Below are 24575 nucleotides of genomic sequence, written 5' to 3'. Positions count from 1 at the left end.
ATAGTGCCTCGTTACGAGGGCACGCACGGATGGAGAAGGCACTCTGGTACCTCCTCGTCGGAACCCGCGGCGGTGAGAACCGTGCACGCATCATCGCCGCCCTCGACGAGCGACCCCGGAACGCCAATCAACTCGCGGAGTGCCTCGACGTCGATTACAACACGATAAGACACCACCTCGATATGCTACAGGAACACGACGTGATCGAGTCCGGCGGCGACGAGTACGGGAAACTGTACTTCCTCACCGACCGGTTCGAGCGACACCGCGAGGAGTTCGAAACCGTCCTGGAGGCGATGTGAATGGAGACCGCGATGGGTCCCTGGTTGATGGTCGCGACCCTCCTCTCGGGAGCGAACGTACTCCTCCTTGCGGTGCTGACGGTCATCTGGATCCGAAACTACCGGACCTTCGGTTCCGAGATGACCGCAGGGCTGGCCGTGTTCGGGGTCGCGATGCTGCTCGAGAACATCGTCGCGATCTATTTCTTCTTCAGCAGCGGGATGCTCTACGCCGACTCGCCGGGCGTCCAGCAGTCGGTCGCAACCCTTCGGGCCTTCCAGACCGTCGCGCTGGCGTTCCTGACGTACGTCACCGCGAAGTGACGTCGGGGCACGACGTCGGGGCACGACGCCGGGTCGAGGATCGACTAGCGCCCGAACCGCCGCGACCGGTTACAGTACTCCCGAACCGCCCGCAGGAAGTCCCGCTTGCGGAAGTCCCGCCAGTTGACGTCGGTGAAGTACAGTTCCGAGTAAACCGACTGCCAGATCATGAAATCGGAGAGTCGCTCCGCGCCGGTCTTGATGACGAGATCGGGCTCGGAGGGGAAGACGAGGTGCTGTTCGACCGCCTCGTCGTCGATCTCCTCGGGCTCGAGGGTGCCCTCGTCGACGCTTTCCGCCAGCGTCCGCACTGCACTGGTAAACTCGTGTTTGCCACCCAGCCCGATCCCGACCCGGATCGGCGCGTCCGCGGGCGCCCGGTCGTCGGGGCCACGAACGGCCACCTCCCGCGGGGCGTCGATCGTCTCGAGTTCGCGCCGCAGGGCGGGGACCGCCTCGGAGTCGAGGACGCTCACGTAGACGGTCACCAGCGAGGCGTACTCGGTCGCCCACTCGAAGAAGTCCGCCAGCGTCCCGTAGGCCCCGTCCTCGAGCAGGTCGCGTTCGGTGATGACCAGAGCGACGTGGTCGGGGGGATCGGCCTCGTGGCGGCGAATCCGGAGGGCGAGGTAGCGTTCGTACAGACCCACACCGCCGGATATCCTGCCCGGTATCATACGCGTTACGTTCTTTGCCACTCGACTCCGGCCTCGACGCTCTCGGCGCACTCGGCGCACTCGAGCGTGTGAATCTGCCCTCGTAGTCAGGACAGAAAGCCCCGACAGGACGGCGCTGTCGCCCGAAAACCCGGTCGATACGAGTTCGGGAACCTTCAAGTAAAGCCGACAGAAAGAGACCGATATCGTGACAGCACCCGTTCGGCGAGCCGGCGTCTTCGCGGCACTCTGTACGCTGTCGCTTGCCGTTCCGCTCTTCGGACCCGAGGTGGCGGGGGCACTCGCCGCTGCGTTGTTGCTCGGCGCGTTCGTCGTCACCGACGGGCCCCTCTTCGATCTCCTCGCCTACCCGGGGGACTACGAGGACGGGCGCCTCTACGGCCTGCTCACGTTCGTCCTCGCGGGCGTCGCCCTGGGGCTGCTCGCAGTCGGGACCGCGATGTCGACGGCCATCTTCGTCGGGACCGTTTTCCTCGTCGGCTACGGAAACCTCGGCGAGCAGGCCGTCCGCCTGCGAACGGACGACGACGTGGCCCACGTGATCGGCTTCTCGGTCGCGGCGACGGCCGCAGGCGTCGTCGGTCAGTCCGGAACCCTCGCGGTCGACGCGTCCGTCGCAGCCGTCGAATCGGCGCTCCCACGGGTCGTCTTCCTCGCGGCCAGCGGCGCGCTCCTCGCCGCCCTGCTGCGCACCGTGTTGTTGCTCTACGACGACCCCGTGGTCATGCTCTCGGTCGGCCTCCTCCTGTGGCTGCTCGCGGAACTCGAGCCGGCACTCGGGGCCGTCGAGATCGTCGCCGCCCTCGCGGTCACCGTCGCGCTCGGGTACGTCTCCTACGCGCTCGAGACCGCCTCCGTGGCGGGGATGCTCACCGGCGTCCTCCTGGGGCTGTTGACGATCGTTCTCGGGGGGTACGGCTGGTTCGTCGTCCTCATCTCGTTCTTCGGGATCGGCGGCCTCGCGACGAAATTCCGCTACGAGCGGAAACGGGACCTCGGCGTCGCCGAGGACAACGACGGCGCACGCGGCAGCGGCAACGTGTTGGGGAACGCTGCCGTCGCGCTCGCCGCCGTGCTCGGATACGCCGCCAGTTCGGCGACGCTGCTGCCCGCGGATCCCGACCCACACCTGTTCCTGTTCGCCTTCACCGGCTCGGTAGCGACCGCGATGAGCGACACGCTCTCGAGCGAAATCGGGAGCGTCTTCGAGACGCCTCGGCTGATCACGACCTTAGAGCCCGTGGAACCGGGGACCGACGGCGGCGTCACCTGGCAGGGGGAACTGGCCGGTCTCGCGGGCGCGACTGTCGTGGCCGGGATCTCCTTCTGGCTGTTCCCCGAGGTCGATACCGTCGGCGCGGCTATCGTGGTCGCGGCCGGCTTCGTCGGAATGACCGTCGACAGCCTCCTCGGGGCGACGCTCGAGGGACGGCTGCTCGGCAACCAGAGCGTGAACTTCCTGGCGACGCTGTCGGGCGCGGTGGTCGCCGCGCTGCTCGTCGTCTCGTTCGCGGCGTTCGGGTGACGAGCAGTCGTGCGCGTTGCTTCCGCTCAGTTGTCAGTCGCCAGTCGCCGATCCCCAGTCGCCGATCCCCAGTCGCCAGTCGCCGATCCCCAGTCGTCAGTCGTCCGCCGGCCTCCCGACACCCTCCCCGGAGCGTCGTTGGCCCGTGCACTCGCTCGAGTTCGAGTTCGAGTTCGAGTTCGGGGACGTCGCCGGGTCTCGGTCCTCGCTGGAGGGCGTCCGAACCGGCCGCTCCTCGAGCGACCGTCGCTGCGTCCCGCCAGCGGCGTTCGTCACCGCGAACGTCATGAGAATCCATGCGCCGAGAAACAGCCATGCCGCCGCCGGTGGTGGTGACATAGTCGGCGGTCGATCCCGACGAGCTATCAACCTCTCGAACCGGAATCGGTAGGCGAACGGTTCTCGAGTCACGAGCGAACAGGTGACACAGCGGTAGCGGTTCGCGTCAGCCGTCGTCGGAGTCGCCGCCCGTGGCCGGCGCCTCCGCAGCGATGTCGTCGACCGCGTGGATCCGCACGCTCGTCGGCCGCTTCGTGAACTGTCCCAGCGAACGGGCGACGATGCGATCGACCCCGCGGTCCGCCGCCAGATCGAGCAGCCGCTGGCTCAGGATACCATCGAGGAGCACCGTCGTCGGAACCGTCTCGAGGTCGTCCAGGGCGTCATACGCGTCGTTCGCGTCCGCCTCCTCGAGGGCGTCACCGTCGGCGTCCAGGAACCGGACCCGATCGGTGCCGTCCCGAACGACCTCGTTCGCGTGTCCGTAGACGGTTTCGGGTGTCGTCTCGACCGTGTCATCCGCCTTTCCTTCGTCCTCGGTACCAGCCGGCGACTCCGTCGTTTCCGTCGTTTCCGTCGTCTCCGTCGTCTCCATCGACGATCGGTCCTCGTGGACGCCGCTCTCGGAGCCGACCGATGCGTCGCCGCCGTGGCGAGCACCGACCGTCGACGGCTGGCGGGAGGTCGGGGTGGCGAACTCCGTGTTGGCCTCCGTCTCGCCGTCGGCGGTCCCCTCCGCCGAACGCGTCGATTCGGCCCTCGACGGCTCCGCATCCGCTTCACCTGTGGTCGGAGCCGGCGTCGTGCTCCCGTCGGTGGCCGCGATGGCTTCCCGGGGCTCGTTCAGTCCCGAAACGGTGTCGTATGGCACCTTGTTCCGGAGCGCGGTGAACAGCTGGTGGTGGTCGAGGTCCTCGACGGATTCGCCCGACGGCGCGAACGCGACGTAGTCGACGTCGCCGACTTGGGCCAGTTCCTCGAGAATGAGGTCTCCGCCGCGGTCGCCGTCGAGGAAGGCGGTCACGGTCCGGTGACGGGTGAGTTCCGCGACGGCGTCCGGGACGTTCGTCCCCTCGACCGCGATGGCGTTTTTGATGCCGTACTTCAACAGCGTGACCACGTCGGAGCGGCCCTCGACGACGATGATCGCGTCGCTGTCGCTCACCCGCGGGCCGGCAGGGAGCCCCTCGTACTCGGTGATGTCCTCGACGCGGACGTGCTGGCGGACCTCCGCAAGGATCTCCTCGGAACTCATCACGCTGTCGTCGAATCCGGTCTCGAGCAGTTCCTTCGCACGCTCGACGACCTCCTTGCGCTTTGCGGCCCGGACATCCTCGATTTCGGTGACCTCGAGGTCGGCCCGACAGGGCCCGACCCGGGTGATCGTCTCGAGGGCAGCAGCCAGCGTCGCGGTCTCGACCTTGTCGAGGCTGGTCGCGATGGTGAGGTGGCCGTGGGACTGGCCCGCGGTACTCGCTATTTCGACGTCGATACGACCGACTTTCTGGGACTGGCGGAGGTCCCGGAGATCGAGTTCGTCGCCGAGCAGGCCTTCCGTCTGGCCGAAGATAGCGCCGACGACGTCGCTCCGCTCGACGACCCCGTCAGCCGTGACGTCCGCGTGAATGAGGTATTTCGAGGTGTCTTCCATTGGAGATCCGTCCCCGAGAGGGGCAGCGACGCGAGAGGCGCGGTCGCGCGCGAGATCGGTTTATGTAAGATAGAATCGTGACGGGCAAATAGCTGTTGACATCCGGGGAAATTCGCGCTCGAGGCGTCGGGTCGTCCGACGGGGTCGATCTGTCAGTGCATCGGCCGGTACCGGTACCAGTACCAGTAGCAGGTCACCGCGAGCAACACGACGAGTCCGCCGAGGAAGAACAGCGCGCCCGGCGGGATCGTGTTGAAGATGGCGTCCGCACCGCCGTCGGCGACGGCGTCGACGTCGTACACGCCGGGATCGTCGACGTTGTAGGCTCCGGGGTCGTCCGCGTAGACGTCCGGATCGCCGCCGGCGTCCGCGTCCGCATCGGGTGCATCCGCCGCATCCATGTCGCCACTGTCCCCGGTGGCTTCGGCGTCCTCGGTTTCGTCCGCGCCGTCCTCCTGGGACGTGATGCCGACGTCGTCGCCGGCGTCGTCAGTTCCGGCCTCACCGTCGGCGTCGGCTTCAGCATCGGCATCCGCTTCGCCGTTCCATCTGTCCGCCGACTCGTCGCCCGATGCCTGGTCGTCGACGGCCGCTGCGTCGCCGCCGGCACCGCCTTCGGGTCGCGCCCGCTGGCCGGGCATCAGCCAGTTCGAGAGCCCGTACTGGACGAGGAGACTACCGCCGGCTAGCGCTCCGATACCGCCGATCAGCCGCGAGATCGCCGATTTCAACTGACTCGCTTTGGACTCGTCGCTGGTGACGATCAGCGGGCCGTCGGTCGTCGCGTAAACGCTCATTTCGTTCCCCCGCGAGGAGTACCAGGTGTCGACGACCTCGACGAGGCCGGCCTCCTCTAAGTTCTCGAGGTGGTACCGAACGTTCTGGATCGAGGAGTCGATCGCGTCGGCGACGTCGCTGGGCGTTCCGGGCTGGTCGTCGAGTTGCGAGTAGATCTCCCGGGCGGTCGTCGAGGAGAGGGCGCTAAAGACCGCGTCGGCGTCCTCCCCCTCGAGGTCGACGACGCGAGGTGCCCCTTCCTGCGGGGACGTCTCCGAGCGGAAGGGAAACAGACGGGCCATATGGGATTCGCTACTCGTTTTCTCTCCAACACTTATACTCCTTTTCCTACCTGAAAGAGCGGTTTTAGCTTGCCGAGAAACGGCCCGAGAAGCCTCGAGGCTGCGTCTCACCGGCACTGTGACGAAAGGGACTGTTTCTCGGCGTCTTCGGCGGGCGTTTCGTGATCGATCTCGAGAGCGACCGATCGATGGGAGATAGTCTTCGATAGTCTGGGTTGAAGGGAAACAGTTACCAACGTCGGCTCGAACCTCCGAACATGCGTCGCCTGGAACTCGTCGGCTGGACCGCCGTCGCGATCGTCCTCTCGGGGCTCGCGATCCCGTGGTTCCTCTGGGGAACCGCGACGACGGTCGTCGGCGTCCCGCTGTGGCTCTGGTGGCACGTCGGATGGATGCTGCTCGCGGCGGTCGTGTTCCACTACTTCGCCAGACGTGCGTGGGGTATCGGCATCGAAACCGACGGTGGAACGGTCGGGGGTGAGTCGCCGTGAGCGCGACGCTCCAGTTGGGGATCATCGTCGGCTACCTCCTGCTCGCGCTCGCGGTCGGCCTGGTAGCCTACCGGCTGACCGACCGGACGGCCGAGGACTTCTATCTGGCGAGTCGGACCCTGGGTACCGTCGTCCTTCTCTTTACGACGTTCGCGACACTGTTGTCAGCGTTTACGTTCTTCGCCGGGCCGAACGTCGCCTACCGCCAGGGTCCCGAGTGGGTGCTCGTCATGGGGCTGATGGACGGGATCATCTTCGCGATCCTCTGGTACGTCGTCGGCTACAAGCAGTGGCTCCTCGGACGGGAGCACGGCTACGTCACCCTCGGGGAGATGCTCGGCGACCGGTTCGCCTCGACGCGGCTGCGCGGCCTGGTCGCCGGCATCAGCCTGCTGTGGCTGTTCCCCTACGTCATGCTCCAGCAGGCCGGCGCGGGCACCGCGCTCGAGGCGCTGACGGACGGAACGGTCCCGTACGCCGCCGGCGCGGGACTGATCACGGCGTTCATGATCCTCTACGTCGTCGTCGCCGGGATGCGGGGGATCGCCTGGACCGACACGCTGCAGGGGCTGTTCATGCTCGTCACCACCTGGATCGCGATGGTCTGGGTGCTCGCCGCGGTCGGCGGGCCGCGGGCGGCGCCCGCCGCGCTGGAGGCCGAGGCGGCCCAGTACCTCGCGCTCGGCAGCGACCACTACACGCCACAGTGGATGCTCTCGACGGCGATCGTGATCGCCTTCGGGGTGGCGATGTTTCCGCAGGTCAACCAGCGGTTCTTCGCGGCCGGTTCGCGGACGGTGCTCAAGCGGTCGTTCGCGCTGTGGCCGATCCTCTGCGTGGCGCTGTTCGTGCCCGCGTTCATGCTCGGCGCGTGGGCCCGGGGGCTCGACGTGACGGTTCCCGAAGGCGGGAACGTCCTCCCGGCGGTACTCGCCGAGTACACGCCGATCTGGTTCGCCGCGCTGGTCATCGCGGGCGCGATGGCCGCGATGATGTCCTCCTCGGACTCGATGCTGCTCTCGGGGTCGTCGTACTTCACCCGTGACATCTACCGCCCGTACCTCGAGCGCGACGCCTCGGCCCGGCGCGAGGACCTGATCGCCCGCGCCGGCGTCGTCGTCTTCGCGACGGCGGCGTTCCTCGGCAGTCTGCTCGAGCCCGCGACGCTGTTCGAACTCGGCGACGCGGCCTTTAGCGGCTTCGCGCAGCTCGCCCTGCCGGTGCTCGTCGCGCTCTACTGGCGGAGGACGACCCGGGCGGGGATCACCGCCGGGATCGCCGCCAGCCAGGGGTTCTACCTCGCGAACCTCTTCGTCGGAACGATCGTCGGCGGCCTCGAGGTCGTCGGGCTCGTCCCGGTCGTCGGCGAGGTCGCGCCGGCCCTGATCGCGGTCGTCACGGCTGTCTTCCAGGGGTCCTACCTCGGGTGGTCCGCCGGCATCGTCGGGATGGGCGTCGGCCTCGTCGTCACCGTCGGTGTCTCGCTGGTGACCACGCCCGCAGCCGACGAGCGGCGGGCGATCTACTTCGAGGGGCTCGGCGCGGACTGAGACGGGCCGCTGTACCGATTTCCCGGCTCCCGCGAGGAGATCGTGTCCGCTCGAGCCCGGTGACCGGGATCGGCGGGGAGCAACACACCGAAAAGCACGCCTCGCGTAGGGGGAGCCGAGAACCGATGGCCCTCGATCTTCCGGAGTCGCTTTCCGACGCGTGGCAGCGGGTCGGCACTCGAACCGCCGAGACGACCGTGATGATGGCCACGATCACCGCGGAGACGACGCTGTACGAACCCACCGACGGGGCAGGCCCCACGAGGATCGATGCGGGCCCGAGCGACGTTCCGCTTCGCTCGCTGTTTACGGTGGAGATGACCTTCTCGCCGCCGCTGCCGTCGGTCGGCGTCTCGCCCGCGTCGGTGTTCTCGATGGCCGCGCCCACCGCGAAATCGCAGTTCGTCGATACCATCGAGAACGAAGGCCTGGTCGTCGAGCGGACGCGGGACACCCTCGAGTTCGAGGCGCCCAACGGGGCTGCCGGGAAGTGGTACGTGCTCGACGCCTCGTACCCGCTCGAGTCCGGGGACGACGGGGAAGCCGCGACCGCACTCCCCGCGGAGGCCCACGTCGCGGTCTGGCCCACCGAGCGCAGTTACGGAATGGCCGGCGGGACGGTCCCGCTCTCTCCCGACGGCGATGGGAGCGACCTCGAGTCCGGGCCGCCCGAGTCGCTCGCGGACGGGGACGGAAGCGAGAACCCGGAGGACGAGTCCAGTTCCGACCGCCGGGGTCCGGACCGCGACCTCGAGTTCGATCTCGACCCCGACCGCGACCGCGAAACGGTCGCCGCGCTGATCCGGAACCTCGAGGCGTAACGACCCTCCGTCACCGACTCGAGCGAAACAGTCACCTCGATCAATACTGTTAGGAGTCGGACGCTCCAATCCGGGCGTATGCAAACGCACATCGTTCCGGTCGGGTTCGACTACGACCGGCTGATCGCTCCCCTCGTGCGCGATCAGATCGACGTCGACCGGGTCATCCTGCTCGAGGGAGCCATCGGGAGCGAGGCCAACGTCGAGTACTCCCAGCACCTCTCGGAGAAACTCGAGACCGACTTCCGGAACCTCCTGGGCGCGAGCACCGAGCGGTTCGTCCTCGAGGACGTCTACGACTACGACGAGGCGTTCGAACAGGCCTACGACCTCATCACCGCCGAACTCGATCGCGGCAACGACGTCTGGGTCAACGTCGCCGCGATGCCCCGGACCGTGAGCTTCGCGTTCGCGACCGCGGCCAACTCCCTGATGGTCGAACGCGAAGACGACCGCGAGGCGATCCACACCTACTACACCGCCCCCGAGAAGTACCTCGAGACGGAACTGGCCGAGGAACTGCGCGAGCAGATCGGTCTGCTCGAGGACCTCGCAGCGCTCGAAGGCGACACCCTCGAGGACGACCGCGTCGAGACCCGTCTCGAGAGCGCGCGGGACCTGCTGGCCGAGTTCGACGAGCGGGGGACCACGATCGGCGCGAAGGAGATCGACGGCAGCCACATCGTCGAACTGCCGGTCGCCTCCTTCTCGAACGTCAAACCCTTCGAGGAACTCATCCTCTACAAACTGGGCGAGGACGGCGAGTTCGCTTCCGTCTCCGAGCTGGCGGAGTCGCTCGCCCGCGAACTCAACGAGGAGTACACCGACAGCTTCCGCTCGAAGGTGATCTACAACGTCGACCGCCTGGGCCCAGGCGGGAAGGGCTACATCGAGCGCGAGGAACGCGGGAAGTCCTACCGGACCAGGCTCTCCCGGATCGGCGAACTGTGGGTGCGGGCCCACTCGGACTCGGAGGAGTCGCTCGACCTCGAGAGCGGCGACGAGACGGGATCGTAGCCGGGGCCGCTACAGCGACCGGCGGACCACGGCGAACGGATCGTATCCGTCCTCGAGCATCACGCGGGCGAACCAGCCGGAGACGCGGGCAAACGCGTTCAGGACGTGCAGCGTCACGAGCAGGAGCAACAGGCCGACCCCCGCGGCGGCGACCGCCCGGGGCAGCGTCGTGATTTTCCAGTGCCCGAACGTAAACACTGCATCGAAGCCGACGAGCAGGTAGTTCCACCCGAGATACAGCGTCTGGCTGATTTCGGGCGCCCGATCGGGAACGAGCCCGACGTACAGCCCCGGCCGGTCGTAGTACAGCGGGAGCACGAGCATGCTCAGACCCGTCGACAGGCCCGTCGTCGCGACGACGAACCCCGCCAGCCCGACGACGAACTTCGCGGGGAGGTACAGCAGCGAGGACCAGGTCTTGCGGTCCGTTACCAGGGAGACGAACTGGTCCCGTCGTCGCTCGCCGGAGAGGTCCGTCCGGGGTTCGATTTCCACGTCGAGCATGGCTGCGGTCAGCCAGCGCTCGAACCCCGCGAGCGCGAGTCCAACTGCGAGCGTGAACGCGAGGATCGGGATCCCGACCAGGACGATCGTGAGTCCGAGCCCGAGGGAGACGCCGATCGTCACGAACACGAAGTACGCAAGCCCTAGCGGGAACGCGAGCAGCAGGTACGCCAGGTTAAGGTACGTTCGCCGCTCGAACGGGACCGAGACGAACCACCCGAGACGCCCCCCGAACCGTTCGACTCGGTCGTCGGACGCGGTAGCTGCCGACCGTGCCATCTCGAGCGTGACTGCCTGCCGTGGAACCATAAAATTCCCGGGAACCACGACGCCCGCCGAACCAAGGGGACGCCTCGGATAATCGACCTATTTAATCATTTCGGACAGTTGTCGGACTGGAAGACTACTCTTCCCCTATATTCACCTCTGCTTCGTTGCCGTCAGTACCGACAGATGAGCGTACGACTGAATCTGGAAGACGTCGGCAAGCGATATACCGACGAGATCTGGGGGGTGCGGGGAATTGATCTCGAACTCGAGGAAGGGATCCACGGCCTGCTCGGTCCGAACGGGGCCGGGAAGTCGACGTTGATGCGGATCATCACCACCGTCTCGAAGCCGACGACTGGCACCGCCTACTGGAACGGCACCGACATCGTCGAGCTGCCGTCGGCGGTCCGCGACCATCTGGGCTATCTGCCCCAGAGTTTCGGCGTCTATCCCGACCTCACCGCCGAGGAGTTCCTCGAGTACATCGCCGCCCTACGGGGGCTCGACCGGGAAACCTCCGACGCCCGGATCGACGAGTTACTCTCGCTGACGAACCTCGAGCACGTCCGGAACGACAGGCTCCGGACGTTCTCCGGCGGAATGCGTCAGCGGGTCGGCATCGCACAGGCGCTCGTGAACGATCCGGAGTTGCTGGTGGTCGACGAACCGACGGTCGGCCTCGATCCGGAAGAGCGAGTCCGGTTCCGGAACGTCATCTCGGCGACCGCGAGCGATCGCGTCGTAGTACTCTCGACGCATATCGTGCCGGACATCGAAGCGACGGCGAACACGGTGGCGGTCCTCGACGACGGCGAACTGGTGACACACACGGACCCGGAGACGCTCGTCGAAGCCACCGACGGCAAGGTCTACGAGTACCTCGTCCCCCGCGACGATCTCGAGGGCGTTCGGGAGCAGTACCAGGTGTCGAGTACGGTCCAGCGATCCGACGGCGTTAGGGTCAGGGTGATCGCCGACAAACGGCCAACCGCCGACGCGACGTCAGTCACCCCGACGCTCGAGGACGCCTATCTCAATCGGATCGGGAGAGGGGTGTAGGATGGACGCCCGAAAACAGCCCTGGCGCCGGATCAGTCACGTCGGACGGGCGGATTTCCGGCAACGAATTCGGTCCCGAAAGGTACTCGCCGTCCTCGCCGTAATCGCGTACCTCGGGTATCTGGTCAACGTCGGCAGCGTCGAGATTTTCTACCAAGACTCGAGCGGCGACCAGTTGGTCCAGTACACCGGCGAACCGACGTCGGCGTACGTCGGCCTCACCGCCGGCGTGACCGGCGCAACGGTCCTCTTTCTGACCGGTTACTACCTCCTCGGCGGGTCGCTCGAGCGCGATCAACGGACCGACGTCGATCGACTCGTCGCGAGTACGGGGATCTCCACGCGGGAGTTACTCCTCGGGAAGTGGCTCAGCCACGTCGGATACGTCGGCGTCGTACTCGGAACGCTCGGGACCGCAGCAGTCATCAACCACCTCATCCACGGAACGGGAACGACGGATCCGATCTGGATCCTCGGCCCGATATTCCTGCTCGGCGTGCCGGTCGGCTGTTTGGTCGCCGGGGTCACGCTGCTGTTCCAGTCGACCGATCGGTTCAGTGGAACGGTCGGAAACGTGACGTACTTCCTCGCAGCGACGATCACAACGGTGGCCGTCTTGGCTACGACCGATGGGTACGCCCGAACCGAAATACCGCTCTGGCTCAGACTCAGCGACACGATCGGAATGCTCGTCACCGCCGACCTGACCTACGATGCGTTGCGCTCGGTGTGGCCGGGCTACGACGGTACGGGGATAGCGAGTTTCGGCGCCGGGGCGTCCAGCGCGGAGATCGTTCGGTTCCACTGGGACGGCAGCGCGTGGCCACTCTGGTTCTACGCGAACCGTACCGGGTTGGCCGTGCTGGGACTCGTCCTGACGGCCGTTGCAGCCGTGCCGTACGATCGGTTCGACTCCGAGAGCTCGTCTGACGGCAAGGGACTCGTCGCCCGAGTCCGCCACAGCGTTCCCTCGATCCGGTCCGACTCGAGCGGGGAAGCCGCCGTCGCGAACGTCGGTGATACGACTCTGACGCCTGTCACGGACCGAACCGCTGGGGGGCTCGGGCGGCTCGTCCTGCAGGAACTACGGCTGCTGGTCCGCGGTCAGCCGTGGTGGTGGTACGCCGGCGCAGCCGTGATCGGTATCGTCGGGATCACCGGCTCGGCCGCCACGGAAGCGACCGTCACGGTCGCGGCAATGTGGCCGATCTTCCTGTGGTCATCGATGGGGAGTCGACCGAGTCGCCATCGGATGATGCCGTTTATCGTCTCGTCGAAGCAACCCTACGGCCAGCTCGTCGCGGAGTGGATCGCCGGTGTGATCGTAGCCGTGGCGTTTTTCGGCGTTTCCCTCTGGCCAGCGGTGGCCGACACGGGAGCCGGCGGCGCCGTCGTTCTTATCGGTGCCGTCCTCTTTGCTCCGTCTCTCGCACAGGCCCTGGGGTACTGGTCCGGAACGCGACGGCTGTTCGAACTCGCGTACTTGCTGCTCTGGTATATCGGTCCACTCAACCAGGTACCCAGACTGGACTTCGCCGGTGCCACGTCGAAGACGATCGGGACGACGACGCCGTTGGTGTTCGGCGGAATCGGTCTGGCGGCGCTCGTAGCCGCGTTCACGCATCGATATCGAAAAACCTAGCCTGGACTTGATCGATGACGTGCTCCTGGACGCGTACCGACGATGAGCGCGAACGTGAGACGGGCACTGAACCGCTCGAGTCAACCAGTGGAACTTTTGGGTTGTCAGCGAAATCGGACGACGATGAGCGACGACGGTGAGGCCGACGTCGTCGACGTGCTCAGCGACGACTACGCACGGACGATCCTCGAGCAGACCCGCGAGGAGCCCAAGTCCGTCGACGCGCTGAGCGACGCCTGCGGGGCCGATCCGTCCACCATCTACCGCCGCGTCGAGCAACTACAGGAGCGTGACCTCCTCGAGGACCAGCAGAAGCTCGACCCCGGCGGCCACCACTACAAGGTCTACAGCGCCCGCCTCCGCGAGGTGCGGATCCAGCTCGGGGAGGATGGGTTCCGGGTCGACGTCGATCGAGGGCCGGAAGAGTCGGCGGCCGACCGCTTCACCAGACTCTACGAGGGATTCAAATGACTCGCCAGCCACGGGAGACGACTGTCGAGAGTGCCGGGGCGTGGCCAGGGCCCAGCCCCGATTCGATCGGCGTGATCGACGTCCCGGCCGTCCTCGAGGGCGGGCCGCCGCTGGCACCGGAGCCGGTCGCGGTCCCCCTGCAGGGGACGACCGGCGGAGCGCCGGAACTGGTCGCGCTGGTGTTTCTCTCCCTGCTCGTCGCCACGCTGCTGTCGATCTATCTGGCAATCCGGCTCTACCGGGGCTACCGCCGCGGCGGCGGCGTCGGCATGCTGGTCCTCGGTACCGGGCTGGTGTTGCTCACCACCGTTCCCATGTTGCTCAGACTCGCCCTTTCGAACGCGCCGAGCGTCTCGCCGGTCTGGCGGGAAACCGTCGCGACGGCGGTACAGCTACTCGGATTGCTCCTGATCCTGGGGGTGGTCTATGGTCGTCGCTGACCTCGAGCCCGCGGCCGTCCTCTTCGCGACGGCGCTCGCGACAGCCCTCGTGGGGACCGTCGTCGCCGGCCTCGCCTATCGGGGGTACCAGCGCAACGACAGCGAGCCGATGCGGTTCCTGGCCGTCGGGGTGGTCTGCATCACCGTCGGCCCGTTCCTCGTCAGCTACGGGCTCGCGCCCGCGCTGGCGCTGTCACAGGCCGTGACGCTGCTCGGCGTCTTGCTTTCGAACATCGCCGGCCTGCTCGCGATCCTCTACTCGCTCGAGGGTGTCCAATAAACGTTTCGTCGAGTGGGCGACTCGCCAGGTCGTGATCCCGGTTTAGGGGAATCACGCCCGTCGATCGGGACGAGAACGCATGGCTACGACATCCTCCGATACGACACGATCGCAGTCGACCGATGCCGCATCCGGCGGTCGCGGGATCGCCGCCGCGCCGGTCGACCCCTGGACGTACCGTTCGCTCGCGTACTTGCTGCTCGCGTTCCCGCTTGCGGTCCTCTACTTCACCGTCGTCGTCGCGGGTGCGTCGATAACCCTCGGACTGAGCGTCACGCTGCTTGGCCCGCTCGCGTTCGTCGCGACGCTGCTTTTGATCGTCGGGCTCACGTGGCTCGACGGCGCGGTGACCGAAGGGCTGCTCGAGGCGGACGTTTCGCCCGGCTTTCCGGAGACGGAGGCTGGCATCATCGAGTTCCTGCGAGAACTCGTGCTCGGTCGGGCGACCTGGCTCGGCGCGGTCTACCTGCTGTGGAAGACGCTGCTCGGGTTCGTCGCGTTCGTCGGAATCGTCGTCGGCCTCTCGCTGGCCGCGAGCCTCCTGGTCACGCCGCTGTACTACGGCGACCACGTCGTCGTCGCCGGCTGGTACGAGATCGACACGTTCCCGCGTGCGCTGGCTGCGGCCGCGGGCGGCGTCGTCGTCGGCTACGCCACGCTCCTGGGCGTAAACCTCGCCGGCCGGCTCGCGGCGGTCGTCGCCGAGCGGCTGTTGACCATCGACCACGACGAAGAGTGACGGGACGGGAGAGCCCTCCCGCCTCCGCACCTCGATCGCCTCCCGCCGCAGTCAGTCGAAGTGGATAAGCGGCTTGATGATCCCGTCCGCCTTCTCGTCCATCATCTCGAACGCCTCCTCGATCTCGTCGAACGCGAACTCGTGGGTCGTCATCGGCGTCGGATCGACCCGGTCGTTCTCGAGGAGTCGAAGGAGGCGCTCCATCCGGAGTCGGCCGCCGGGACAGAGGTCGGTGACGATGTCGATCTCGGCCATGCCGACGCCCCACTCCTCGCGGGGGACGTGCCGGAACTCGCCCTCACCGTGGTAGCCGACGTTCGAGACGGTCCCACCGGGTTTCGTGACTCGGATACAGTCCTGAAAGGTCGCATCCGCGCCGAGCGCCTCGATTGCGGCGTCGACCCCCTCGCCGTCTGTGAGGTCCATAATCTGCTCGGCCGGATCCCCCTCCTCGAAGTCGACGATCCGGTCCGCCCCGTACTCCCTGGCGAGTTCCTGGCGCTTCTCGACGGTTTCGACCGCGATGATCTCGCCGGCCCCCTGGAGCGCCGCGCCCCTGGTCGCCATCAGTCCGACCGGGCCCTGGGCGAAGACGGCGACGGTACCGCCGACGGGTACGTCGGCGTTCTCCGCGGCGGCGAACCCCGTCGACATCATGTCCGTCGTGTACGCGGCCTCGTGATCGCTCACCCCGTCGGGGATGTGCGCGAGGTTTCCGTCGGCGTCGTTAACGTGGACGTACTCCGCGAACGTGCCGTCCTTGACGTTCGCGAACTTCCAGCCCCCGAGCGCACCGTTCGACTGTGAGGGGTGGCCGTCCTGTGCCGCCCTCGAGTTCCAGTCGGGCGTGATCGCGCCGACGACGACCCGGTCGCCGGGTTCGAAGTCCTCGACGGCGTCGCCGACCGCGTCGACGGTGCCGACGATTTCGTGGCCAAGCGTGAGGTCCGCCCGCTCGCCGATGGCGCCGTGGACCGTGTGACAGTCGGACGTACAGATCAACCCCTTCGTGGGTTCCAGTATCGCGTCGGCCGGTCCCGGCTCGGGACGGTCCTTCTCGGTCATCCCCGTTTCGCCGATCTCCTCCATGACGAACGCCTTCATGGCGCTCTCTCGCCACCCCGTCCGTCGGCAAAAAGGTTTCACGTGTCCTGCGGGACCGTCAGGGATGCGAACGCGTCGGCGATCGACGCCGACGGGCTACTCGAGCGCCCGGAGCGTGATCTCTCCGGTCGACGTCTCGAACCGGAGCGTCGGTCCGCCGTCGCCCAGGGTGCCCGTGACCACGTCGTCCCCCCGGGTCTCGTCCTGTAACTCGAGGCCCTCGATCTCGATGCGGCCGGTGCTCGTCTCCGCGCGGAGTTCGGCGTCGAGATCCGGATCGATCGCCGCGTCGATGCGGCCGGTACTGGCCGTGACCGACGTGTCGCCGTCGATCGCCGGGACGTCGATATCGATCTCGCCCGTGCTCGTGGAAACGTCGTCGAGGCGTTCGACGTCGCGGATCTCGACGCGACCCGTGCTCGCGCTCGCGCCGACACCGCCGTCGACGTTCGCGACGTCGATCCGTCCGGTACTGGTGTCGACCCGGAGGTCGCCGGCGACGTCCCTGACCGTCACGCGGCCGACGCTCGTCGAGACCTCTTCGAGTGCCATCTCCCGGGGGACGTCGATCTCGAGGTTCATCGAGGGCCGACTCCGGAACCAGCCCTCGGTGCCGTCCCACTCCGAGCGGAGTTCGAGGGTGCCGTCAGCCCGTTCCCGTCGAAGTTCGAGGTTCTCGAGGTCGGTCCGGACCGAACTGGATTGCTTCTCGATGTCGACCGCGACGTCGTCGCGGTCACCGCCGGTCACCGTGATTTCGCCGGTCTTCCCGTAGACGCGCAGCACGTCGACGTCCGTTGCGGGGACGGTATCCGAGGTCGCGAGTTGCTGCCCGACGAACGGCGTCGTGCCGGTACAGCCGGCGAGCGCGGCGCTTGCGGTTGCGGCGATCCCGCCGAGCAGACGTCGTCTGCTCACGGTAGGGTTCGTATTCGTACTCACATTCGCATTCGCGTTCTCGTTCGAATCCGTCGTCATGGATACGCGTACGAACACCACCTACGTCAATCCGGAGTCGCGACTGGCGACCGGCCAAGCGACCCCCGACAGTTATATAGGAGTTTCACTCCCGGCCCAGCACCCGCTCGCGGAGCACGAGCAGGCTCGGCAACACCGTCAGACAGGCGACGAAGGCGAAGACGATGCTCAGTCCGGTGACGAGGCCGAACCGGCGGAGCGGCGGCGCGAGCGCCAGGGCGAGCACGCCGAACCCGGCGGCCGTCGTCAGTGCGCTGCCGAGCAATGCGCCGCCGGTGCCGGTGACCGTCGCCTCGAGGGCTGCCTCGATCGAGTCCGCCCGTTCCCGTTCGGCGACGAACCGCTCGCCGAGGTGGATGCTGTAGTCGACGCCCAGTCCGATCGCGAGGCTCGTGATGACGGCCGTCTCGCTGTTGAACGGGACGCCGAGGACCGCCATCGTCCCGAGCAGCCACGCCAGCGCGGCCACGACGGGTGCAAGCGTCACGACCCCGAGCGAGAGCGTCCGGTGGCGCACCCAGTACAGCGCCGTCAGGAAGACGAGGATGACGGCCAGCGTCACCACGAACGCCTGGATCAGCGTCTCGAGCAGGGCGTCCTGGATGACGGCGGTCGCGACCGGCGGTCCGGTGACGACCGCCGTCACCGGCGCGCCGCCTTCGATCTCGCTCGCGAAGGCGCGGGTGTCGTCGGCGACGCTCTGGGCCGCCGCGTCGCCGCGCACGCTGACGACGAGGCGGGCCGACTCGTAGGTTCCGTCGTCGGTTCGCTCGAGGACCGTCGCCGCCCGGTCGGCGTCGGTCCCGTAGAGCAGGTCGTACAGGCCCTCGAGGTCCTCGTCCGGAATGCCGTCGTCGTTCGTATCCCGCTCGTCGATCCCCGCCGCCACGGTCTCGTTGTCCGCGGCGACGTCCTCGAGGACGGACAGCGGCCCGTCCACGGCGGCACTGCCGTCGGGACGGACGTCGACCGTCCCGCCACCGGCGACCCCTGACCGCGCGTCCTCGATCGCCGCCAGCGTCGCGGGATCGGTCACGTCCCCGCGTATCAGCACTTCGGCCTGCGAGCCGCGGTCCTGGAAGTTCTCGCCCAGGTACTCGGCGTCCTCGCTGATCGTGTAGGTGTCGGGCGCGAACGGCTCCGGGAAGGATTTCGCCCACTCGGGAGCGTCCTCCGGCAGGAAGTCGGCCTCGTTGAACTCCGTGTCGATACCGGTCGCGCCGTAGGCCCCGCCGGCGGCCAGCAGGAGCGCGACGAGGACGACGACGACCGGCGCGCGCCGCGCGGGGACGACGCTGCCCGAGAGCGCGCGGTTGATCCGGCCGGGCGTGACGCCGAAGGCGGGTTTGGCCCGGTCGCGACCGAACCGGTTCTCGAGCAGGCCGTCGACTTCGACCTTCAGAGCGGGAACGAAGATCCCGAACGCGACGAACGTCGCAAAGATCCCCCCGGCGCTGAGGATCGCGAAGTCCTGGATGGCGGGCAGCGGGCTGACGACGTTCGAGAGGAAGCCGACCCCGGTCGAGAACGTCGCGGCGGCGAGCGCGAGCACGACGCCGCCGACCCCGACGGCCATCCCGGTGCGGACGCCGCGGGCCGCGGGAGCGGTCGCACTCGAGACGGCCTCCGCTTCGTATTCGCCGTCCGGACGTCCTCCGTCCTCCGCTACGTCCACCTCGAGCGTGCCGGCCCGGGCCTCCCGGTACCGCATCACGACGTGCAACGCGTAGTCGATCGAGAGCCCGATCAGGAGGAAGGGGACGGCGATCAGCAACTGGCTCGAGGGGATCCCCAGCCAGCCCATCAGCCCCGCGAGCCAGGCCATTACGACGGCGATGCCCGCCAGGCCGAGCAGGACGTCGACGACGTCCCGGTACGTGATCGCGAGGATGCCGAGGACGAGTATCAGGGCGACGGGCGTGATGACGACGAAACTGTCGCCGACCGCGCTCGCGGAGGCCGCGTCGGTGATCCCCTGGCCGAAGACGAACCCGTCGTCGAACCGCTGTTCGAACAGCGACTCGACCTCGAGTTGGGCCGCGTAGGCGGCCTCGGGCTCCTCGTTCTCGCCGGCGTCCTCCTGGAAGAGGAACGTGATCCGTGCGTCGGCCTCCGTCTCGCCGGGTTCGTAGTCGCTCGGGAGGAACTCGGTCGGGTCCTCGCCGGCCTGGGAGTCGACTTCGGAGTCGGGATCGAGCACCGCCGCGAGCAACGCCTCGACCTCCTCGTCGGAGCGGGACTCGAGCGCCTCGATCCCCTCCTCGAGGGTCGGCTCGCTCGTGTCCGGCGGCCCGTTGGCCGCGGCGGCGCGGTCCTCGTAGACGGCCGCGGCGGCGACGACGTTCTCGAGGCCGACGAAGCCCTCGTCGGTCAGCGTCTCGTTCACCGACTCGTTCGCGCGGGCGTCACGCTGGAGGGACAGCCCCTCGAGCAACGATTCCCTGGTGAGGACGTCGCCGCCCTCGCCCTCGTCGCGGACCACGATCTGCGTGACGACCGCGTCGTCGGTCCTGTAGTTCTCCCCGACGTACTCGAGGGCAGCCTCCTCCTCGGAGCCGGTCTCGAACTCGCCGATGCCAGCGTCCTCGGTTTCGTTGACGACGGCCCCGGCCGCGACGACCGCGGTCAGCAGCAGGAGGACGACGACGACGAGTTTGCTCCGGGCGACCAGCGCCGCTGCGTACCGCTCGGCGAGGTCACGCGCCATCGCACCACCCGTTCTCCCCGCGTCCGGACTCCGGTGGGTTCATCGAACGGGAGTTGCAACCCGACCGCTGATAACCCTTCGCCCTCAAAGGACTACGCATAATCCGAATCCGATTATGAACACCGACCCGGACCGCGACCGTGGCGTCCTCTCGTCGGCCGACCGGTCGTACCTGCTCGGCGAAACGACGATGAGCCACGAACAGAGCCGCCGGAACGCCGAAGCGCGCATCCGGCGCCGCGTCGAGAACGCAATCCTCGACTTCGATCTCCTCTTGCATACCCTTGCGGAGAAGGATCGACGACAGGTCTTCGACGACGTCCACACCGACCAGGCAATGCTGGACGGGCTCCGCGCGATGGTCGCGTTCGCCTACGTCGGCACGAAGGAGCAGGGCCTCGAGTTCGACGAGGTGCTCGTTCCGGCCGTCAGGGCCTCCGAGGAGGCCGCCGCGGCCAGACGGGCGGACGCGAACGTCTCCGTCGACGTCACGTTCGACGTCGAGATGACGAGCGAGACGCCCTTGGAGGGCGTCGTCGAGCGCCTCGAAGCGGGCGACCCCGTGACACCCCGCGAACTGTTCTCGCTGATCATGCGCGGCGATGACGATCCTGCACGCCACGAATCGATCTCGCTGGTCGGGACGGACGCCGAGGGCGTCGACGACCAGTTCCTCGAGCGACTGGCGACGTACCTCGAGGGGGAGGTCAGACGGGAGACCGACTCGCGGGCGGTCATCGAGTTGGAAGTGGAGGTGGAGGGCGAGGAGAACAGTGACGGGGGCGACGACGGCGGGGACTAACCGGCGACGTACCCCGGGAGGTCGATCAGCGCCCGTCGAGGTCGCGAACGAACCGCCGCACGACGTCGGTGAACGCCTCCGGGCGATGGAGGTTGCAGATGTGGCCGGCGTCCCGGAGGACGACCACGTCCCCGCCCGAGGCCGCCGCGTGCTCCCGTTCGCCGCGGCGCATGAGCGCGTCGCGCTCCCCGTTGACCACGAGCACCGGCCCCGGATACGACTCCAGTTTCGCCCGGGCGTTCCGCCCGGCGATGTCCGGGCCTGGCGTGCCGAACTCCCGCGGGAAGATGCCCGACTCGAGGATTTCCCGTTCGTGCTCCGGCGAGAGGTCCCGGTTTCGAACCCACCGCTTGCCGAGTCGCTGGGCCGCCCGCTCGACGAGGTCGCTGCGCGTCGCCAGCCGCACGACGGCGCCGGTGAGCCGCGTCGCGAGGTTCAGCCCCCGGACCGGGTTGGCGCTGCTCCCGACGACGACGAGGCCGTCGACCTTCGCGGGGTAGCGGCTCGCGTACTCGGTCACCAGGTAGCCGCCGAGCGACAGCCCCACGAGGACGGCGCTCCCGCCGGCGTACGACTCGATCGCGTCGTCGAGCACCGCGATCCCGCGCTCGAGGTCGAACGACTCGCCGGACCGGTCCCCGTGCCCGGGGAGGTCGGGCGCGACGACGCGGAACTCCTCGGCCAGCGCGTCCCGCTGTGGCCCCCACATCTTCCGCGTGAACATCGCCCCGTGGGCGAGCACGATCGACTGCGCTTCGGGCGGGCCGGCGACGTCGACGCCCCGGCCGGATTCGGTCGCCATCGAAGTCCATCGGTTCATACCGACGTCAGTACGGGAACGCCCTCCTTAGTGGTGCTGCCGGCAGGACGAACTCGAGAGACGGGGCCAGCGAACGCGAAACACCTAACACGGAGCCCGCCGTCATTTCCCGGTATGATCCGCTCCGTCGCGGTCCGGACGGGCCGCTTCGACGGTCCGCGTGGCGTGTTCGTAGGGGCCCCGTAGCCCCGCATTCCCTACCCCGTTTCGACGGATGTATTGTCCCCGACCGAATTTCACCGAGCAACGGCCAGTACCAGCTATGGATCATCGACACGGACGACCGACGCTCCCGCGACCGACGCACCGACGACGCCCGCTACGGGCGGTGAGAGCATGAGCACGGACGCACCCGACGGAGAAGGGGAACGGCAGCCGGCCTCCGAGGACGAGCCGACCCTCGAGGGCGGGTACGACCCCGAAGCCGTCGAGGAGCGCTGGCAGCGGCGCTGGGTCGACGAGGAGGTCTACGCCTACGAGAGTGACCCCGAGAAGGACCCAAACACCGTCTACGCCATCGATACGCCGCCGCCGACGGTGTCGGGCAGCCTCCACATGGGCCACCTCTACGGCCACACGCTACAGGACTTCGCCGCGCGCTTCCAGCGGATGCACGACGGCGACGTCCTCTTTCCGTTCGGCTACGACGACAACGGGATCGCCTCCGAGCGACTGACCGAGAAGGAACTCGACATCCGCCACCAAGACTACGAACGCCGCGAGTTCCAGCAACTCTGTCGCGAGGTCTGCCAGGAGTACGAGGCCGAGTTCACGGAGAAGATGCAGGGACTCGGCTGTTCGATCGACTGGGGGAACACCTACAAGACGATCGAACCCCGCGTCCAGCGGGTCTCCCAGCTCTCGTTCATCGACCTCTACGAGCAGGGCCGGGAGTACCGCCAGAAGGCGCCCGCGATCTGGTGTCCCGAGTGCGAGACGGCGATCTCGCAGGTCGAGATGGAGGACATGGAGAAGGGCGCCCACTTCAACGACATCGCGTTCGAACTCACCGGGGACGCCCCCCGCGACGAGTTCGTCATCTCGACGACCCGCCCGGAACTGATCCCGGCCTGTGTCTCCGTCTTCGTCCATCCCGACGACGACGAGAACCAGGACCTGGTCGGCGAGACCGCACGCATCCCGATCTTCGGCCACGAGGTGCCGATCATCGCCGACGACCGCGTCGACATGGAGAAAGGCAGCGGCGTCGTGATGTGCTGTACCTTCGGCGACCAGAAGGACATCGAGTGGTACCAGGCCCACGACCTCCCGCTCCGCGTGGCGATCGACGAGTCGGGGACGATGACCGACCTCGCCGGCGACTACGAGGGCATGTCCACCGACGAGGCCCGCGAGGCCATCGTCGAGGATCTGGACGACGCGGGCTACCTGCGGGACCGCGAATCGATCACCCACACCGTGCAGGTCCACGAACGGTGTGACACGCCCGTCGAGTTCCGCGTCTCCAAGCAGTGGTACGTCGAGATCCTCGATCACAAGGAGGAGTACCTCGAGGCCGGCCGGGAGATGGACTGGTACCCGGAGAAGATGTTCACCCGGTACAAACACTGGATCGAGGGGCTGGAGTGGGACTGGCTGATCTCGCGCCAGCGCGACTCGGGGATCCCGTTCCCGGTCTGGTACTGCGAGGACTGCGATCACGAGATCATCGCAGAGAAGGAGGACCTGCCCGTCGATCCCCTCTCGGACGAGCCGCCGGTCGAGACCTGTCCCGAGTGTGGCGGCGACGAGTTCGTCGCCGAGGAGGACGTCTTCGACACGTGGGCCACGTCGTCGCTGACCCCGCTGATCAACGCCGGCTGGGACTGGGACGAAGACGCCGAGGAGTTCACCATGTCGAAGCCGGAACTCTACCCGTTCGATCTGCGCCCGCAGGGCCACGACATCATCTCGTTCTGGCTGTTCCACACCGTCGTCAAGTGCTACGAGCACACCGGCGAGGTGCCGTTCGACGCGACGATGATCAACGGCCACGTGTTGGACGAGAACCGCGAGAAGATGTCCAAATCCCGGGGCAACATCGTCGCGCCCGACGAGGTGCTCGCGGAGTACCCCGTCGACGCCGTCCGCTTCTGGGCGGCAAGCGCCGCGGTCGGCGACGACTTCCCGTACCAGGAGAAGGACCTCACCGCGGGCGAGAAGCTCCTGCGGAAGCTCTGGAACGCCTCCAAGCTCGTCAACACCCTCGCGCCGCGCGAGCCCGACGAACCCGAGGAACTCGAGCCGATCGACCGCTGGCTGCTCGCGGAACTCGACGACGCCACCGAGGAGCTGACGGCCCAACTCGAGGCCTACGAGTTCGCGAAGGCCCGCGACCGGCTGCGGACGTTCTTCTGGAACACCTTCTGTGACGACTACCTCGAGATCGCCAAGGAACGCGAGGACAACCCGTCGACCCAGTACGCGCTGCGGACGGCCCACCGAACCTTCCTCGAACTGTGGGCACCGTTCCTCCCCCACGTCACGGAGGAAATCTGGCAGGCCGTTTATACCGGAGACGGCAGCCTCGAGGAGACCAGCATCCACCTCCGCGACTGGCCCGAACCGCAGGGGTACGACGCCGACCTCGAGGCCGGCGAGACGGCGATGGAGGTCATCTCGGCACTGCGTCGCTACAAGAGCGAGAACCAGTTGCCGCTGAACGCCGACCTCGAGGCCGTCGCCGTCTACGGCGAGGTCGACGGCTTCGCGGACGCGATCGCGAACGTGATGCACGTCGCGGACCTCGAGGTGCTCTCGGATCAGCCGGAGATCACCACCCAGGTCGCCTCGATCGACCTCGACTACTCGCAGGTCGGCCCGCAGTACGGCGAGAAGGTCGGCGAGATCGACGCCGGCATCGAGAGCGGCGACTACGAACTCGACCGTGAGGACGGCGTCCTCCGCGTCGCCGGCGAAGAACTCGCCGAGGACCTGTTCGAGGTCGAACGTGAGCGGACCTACTCCGGCGAGGGCGAGATGCTCGAGACGGAGTCGGCGGTCGTCATCGTCGAGTAACGTCCCCTGGCCCCTCAGTTCGTTCCGATTCCCTTCCCGACGGAAA

24 protein-coding genes are annotated in these 24575 nt (G+C 67.5%); 15 read left to right on the top strand and 9 right to left on the bottom strand.

Annotation, left to right across the window (positions count from 1 at the left end; translation table 11 throughout):
• The first annotated feature begins 29 nt into the window (after positions 1–29).
• Both CHINAEXTREME_RS08100 and CHINAEXTREME_RS08095 read left to right on the top strand, forming a co-directional pair.
• Positions 30–302, top strand: a complete 273-nt coding sequence (locus CHINAEXTREME_RS08100; RefSeq protein WP_007140053.1) for a winged helix-turn-helix domain-containing protein — start codon at positions 30–32, stop codon at positions 300–302.
• Positions 303–605, top strand: a complete 303-nt coding sequence (locus CHINAEXTREME_RS08095; RefSeq protein ID WP_007140054.1) for a hypothetical protein — start codon at positions 303–305, stop codon at positions 603–605.
• A gap of 44 nt (positions 606–649) precedes the next feature.
• Here the strand turns inward: CHINAEXTREME_RS08095 and CHINAEXTREME_RS08090 are convergent, their stop codons facing one another.
• Complete coding sequence (locus CHINAEXTREME_RS08090; RefSeq protein WP_007140055.1) at positions 650–1255, bottom strand: undecaprenyl diphosphate synthase family protein; 606 nt, start codon at positions 1253–1255, stop codon at positions 650–652.
• Positions 1256–1469: 214 nt separating this feature from the next.
• Between CHINAEXTREME_RS08090 and CHINAEXTREME_RS08085 the strand changes: the two genes are divergently transcribed.
• Positions 1470–2807 carry a DUF92 domain-containing protein gene (locus tag CHINAEXTREME_RS08085; RefSeq protein ID WP_007140056.1) on the top strand — a complete coding sequence of 446 codons (1338 nt, stop codon included), beginning with the start codon at positions 1470–1472 and terminating at the stop codon, positions 2805–2807.
• A 96-nt stretch (positions 2808–2903) separates the two neighbouring features.
• Here CHINAEXTREME_RS08085 and CHINAEXTREME_RS08080 read toward each other — a convergent pair whose 3' ends face one another.
• From CHINAEXTREME_RS08080 to CHINAEXTREME_RS08070, 3 genes are all read right to left on the bottom strand, one after another.
• On the bottom strand, positions 2904–3146 hold the full coding sequence (locus CHINAEXTREME_RS08080) for a hypothetical protein (protein WP_152423876.1): 243 nt from the start codon (positions 3144–3146) through the stop codon (positions 2904–2906).
• 106 nt (positions 3147–3252) lie between these two features.
• Positions 3253–4737, bottom strand: coding sequence for a DNA primase DnaG (gene dnaG, locus CHINAEXTREME_RS08075; RefSeq protein ID WP_007140058.1), 1485 nt, complete (start codon positions 4735–4737; stop codon positions 3253–3255).
• 152 nt (positions 4738–4889) lie between these two features.
• A complete protein-coding gene (locus CHINAEXTREME_RS08070) occupies positions 4890–5816 on the bottom strand; it encodes an ArsR/SmtB family transcription factor (RefSeq protein WP_007140059.1) in 927 nt (308 codons plus the stop codon).
• Positions 5817–6073: 257 nt separating this feature from the next.
• Between CHINAEXTREME_RS08070 and CHINAEXTREME_RS08065 the strand changes: the two genes are divergently transcribed.
• The 4 genes from CHINAEXTREME_RS08065 (at position 6074) to CHINAEXTREME_RS08050 (ending at position 9695) form a co-directional block, all read left to right on the top strand.
• A complete protein-coding gene (locus tag CHINAEXTREME_RS08065; protein WP_007140060.1) occupies positions 6074–6307 on the top strand; it encodes a DUF3311 domain-containing protein in 234 nt (77 codons plus the stop codon).
• Positions 6304–7857 (top strand): sodium:solute symporter family protein, encoded by a 1554-nt coding sequence (locus tag CHINAEXTREME_RS08060; RefSeq protein WP_076738710.1) that lies wholly within the window; start codon positions 6304–6306, stop codon positions 7855–7857. Before CHINAEXTREME_RS08065 ends, CHINAEXTREME_RS08060 begins: the two co-directional genes overlap by 4 nt.
• A gap of 125 nt (positions 7858–7982) precedes the next feature.
• On the top strand, positions 7983–8678 hold the full coding sequence (locus CHINAEXTREME_RS08055) for a hypothetical protein (RefSeq protein WP_007140062.1): 696 nt from the start codon (positions 7983–7985) through the stop codon (positions 8676–8678).
• 78 nt (positions 8679–8756) lie between these two features.
• The gene (locus tag CHINAEXTREME_RS08050) at positions 8757–9695 is read left to right on the top strand and encodes an HFX_2341 family transcriptional regulator (RefSeq protein WP_007140063.1); all 939 of its coding nucleotides are present in this window, start codon (positions 8757–8759) and stop codon (positions 9693–9695) included.
• Positions 9696–9704: 9 nt separating this feature from the next.
• On the opposite strand, the gene CHINAEXTREME_RS08045 is transcribed toward CHINAEXTREME_RS08050, so the two are convergent.
• Positions 9705–10478, bottom strand: a complete 774-nt coding sequence (locus tag CHINAEXTREME_RS08045; RefSeq protein ID WP_238593372.1) for a sensor domain-containing protein — start codon at positions 10476–10478, stop codon at positions 9705–9707.
• A 174-nt stretch (positions 10479–10652) separates the two neighbouring features.
• On the opposite strand from CHINAEXTREME_RS08045, the gene CHINAEXTREME_RS08040 reads away from it, so the two are divergent.
• The 6 genes from CHINAEXTREME_RS08040 (at position 10653) to CHINAEXTREME_RS08015 (ending at position 15100) form a co-directional block, all read left to right on the top strand.
• Positions 10653–11528 carry an ABC transporter ATP-binding protein gene (locus CHINAEXTREME_RS08040; RefSeq protein ID WP_007140065.1) on the top strand — a complete coding sequence of 292 codons (876 nt, stop codon included), beginning with the start codon at positions 10653–10655 and terminating at the stop codon, positions 11526–11528.
• A gap of 1 nt (position 11529) precedes the next feature.
• Complete coding sequence (locus CHINAEXTREME_RS08035) at positions 11530–13170, top strand: ABC transporter permease (protein WP_007140066.1); 1641 nt, start codon at positions 11530–11532, stop codon at positions 13168–13170.
• A gap of 123 nt (positions 13171–13293) precedes the next feature.
• Positions 13294–13641 carry an ArsR/SmtB family transcription factor gene (locus CHINAEXTREME_RS08030; protein ID WP_007140067.1) on the top strand — a complete coding sequence of 116 codons (348 nt, stop codon included), beginning with the start codon at positions 13294–13296 and terminating at the stop codon, positions 13639–13641.
• Positions 13638–14081, top strand: coding sequence for a hypothetical protein (locus CHINAEXTREME_RS08025; protein ID WP_238593371.1), 444 nt, complete (start codon positions 13638–13640; stop codon positions 14079–14081). The genes CHINAEXTREME_RS08030 and CHINAEXTREME_RS08025 overlap by 4 nt, the downstream gene beginning before the upstream one ends.
• Complete coding sequence (locus CHINAEXTREME_RS08020; RefSeq protein WP_007140069.1) at positions 14068–14361, top strand: DUF7521 family protein; 294 nt, start codon at positions 14068–14070, stop codon at positions 14359–14361. Before CHINAEXTREME_RS08025 ends, CHINAEXTREME_RS08020 begins: the two co-directional genes overlap by 14 nt.
• Positions 14362–14440: 79 nt before the next feature.
• A complete protein-coding gene (locus CHINAEXTREME_RS08015) occupies positions 14441–15100 on the top strand; it encodes a sensor domain-containing protein (RefSeq protein ID WP_007140070.1) in 660 nt (219 codons plus the stop codon).
• A 51-nt stretch (positions 15101–15151) separates the two neighbouring features.
• On the opposite strand, the gene CHINAEXTREME_RS08010 is transcribed toward CHINAEXTREME_RS08015, so the two are convergent.
• The 3 genes from CHINAEXTREME_RS08010 to CHINAEXTREME_RS08000 form a co-directional block, all read right to left on the bottom strand.
• On the bottom strand, positions 15152–16204 hold the full coding sequence (locus tag CHINAEXTREME_RS08010; RefSeq protein ID WP_007140071.1) for an NAD(P)-dependent alcohol dehydrogenase: 1053 nt from the start codon (positions 16202–16204) through the stop codon (positions 15152–15154).
• Between the two features lie 96 nt (positions 16205–16300).
• A complete protein-coding gene (locus CHINAEXTREME_RS08005; RefSeq protein WP_238593370.1) occupies positions 16301–17122 on the bottom strand; it encodes a DUF4097 family beta strand repeat-containing protein in 822 nt (273 codons plus the stop codon).
• A 145-nt stretch (positions 17123–17267) separates the two neighbouring features.
• Positions 17268–19889, bottom strand: coding sequence for an efflux RND transporter permease subunit (locus CHINAEXTREME_RS08000; protein WP_007140073.1), 2622 nt, complete (start codon positions 19887–19889; stop codon positions 17268–17270).
• A 115-nt stretch (positions 19890–20004) separates the two neighbouring features.
• Between CHINAEXTREME_RS08000 and CHINAEXTREME_RS07995 the strand changes: the two genes are divergently transcribed.
• Positions 20005–20691 (top strand): hypothetical protein, encoded by a 687-nt coding sequence (locus CHINAEXTREME_RS07995; protein ID WP_007140074.1) that lies wholly within the window; start codon positions 20005–20007, stop codon positions 20689–20691.
• Positions 20692–20716: 25 nt separating this feature from the next.
• Here the strand turns inward: CHINAEXTREME_RS07995 and CHINAEXTREME_RS07990 are convergent, their stop codons facing one another.
• Complete coding sequence (locus CHINAEXTREME_RS07990) at positions 20717–21511, bottom strand: alpha/beta fold hydrolase (protein ID WP_238593369.1); 795 nt, start codon at positions 21509–21511, stop codon at positions 20717–20719.
• A gap of 336 nt (positions 21512–21847) precedes the next feature.
• On the opposite strand from CHINAEXTREME_RS07990, the gene CHINAEXTREME_RS07985 reads away from it, so the two are divergent.
• A complete protein-coding gene (locus CHINAEXTREME_RS07985) occupies positions 21848–24529 on the top strand; it encodes a valine--tRNA ligase (RefSeq protein WP_007140076.1) in 2682 nt (893 codons plus the stop codon).
• The last annotated feature ends 46 nt before the right edge of the window (positions 24530–24575 follow it).

It is taken from the genome of Halobiforma lacisalsi AJ5 (assembly GCF_000226975.2).
Taxonomy (GTDB): Archaea; Halobacteriota; Halobacteria; order Halobacteriales; family Natrialbaceae; genus Natronobacterium; species Natronobacterium lacisalsi.
This window is presented reverse-complemented; position numbering and strand designations above follow the sequence as displayed.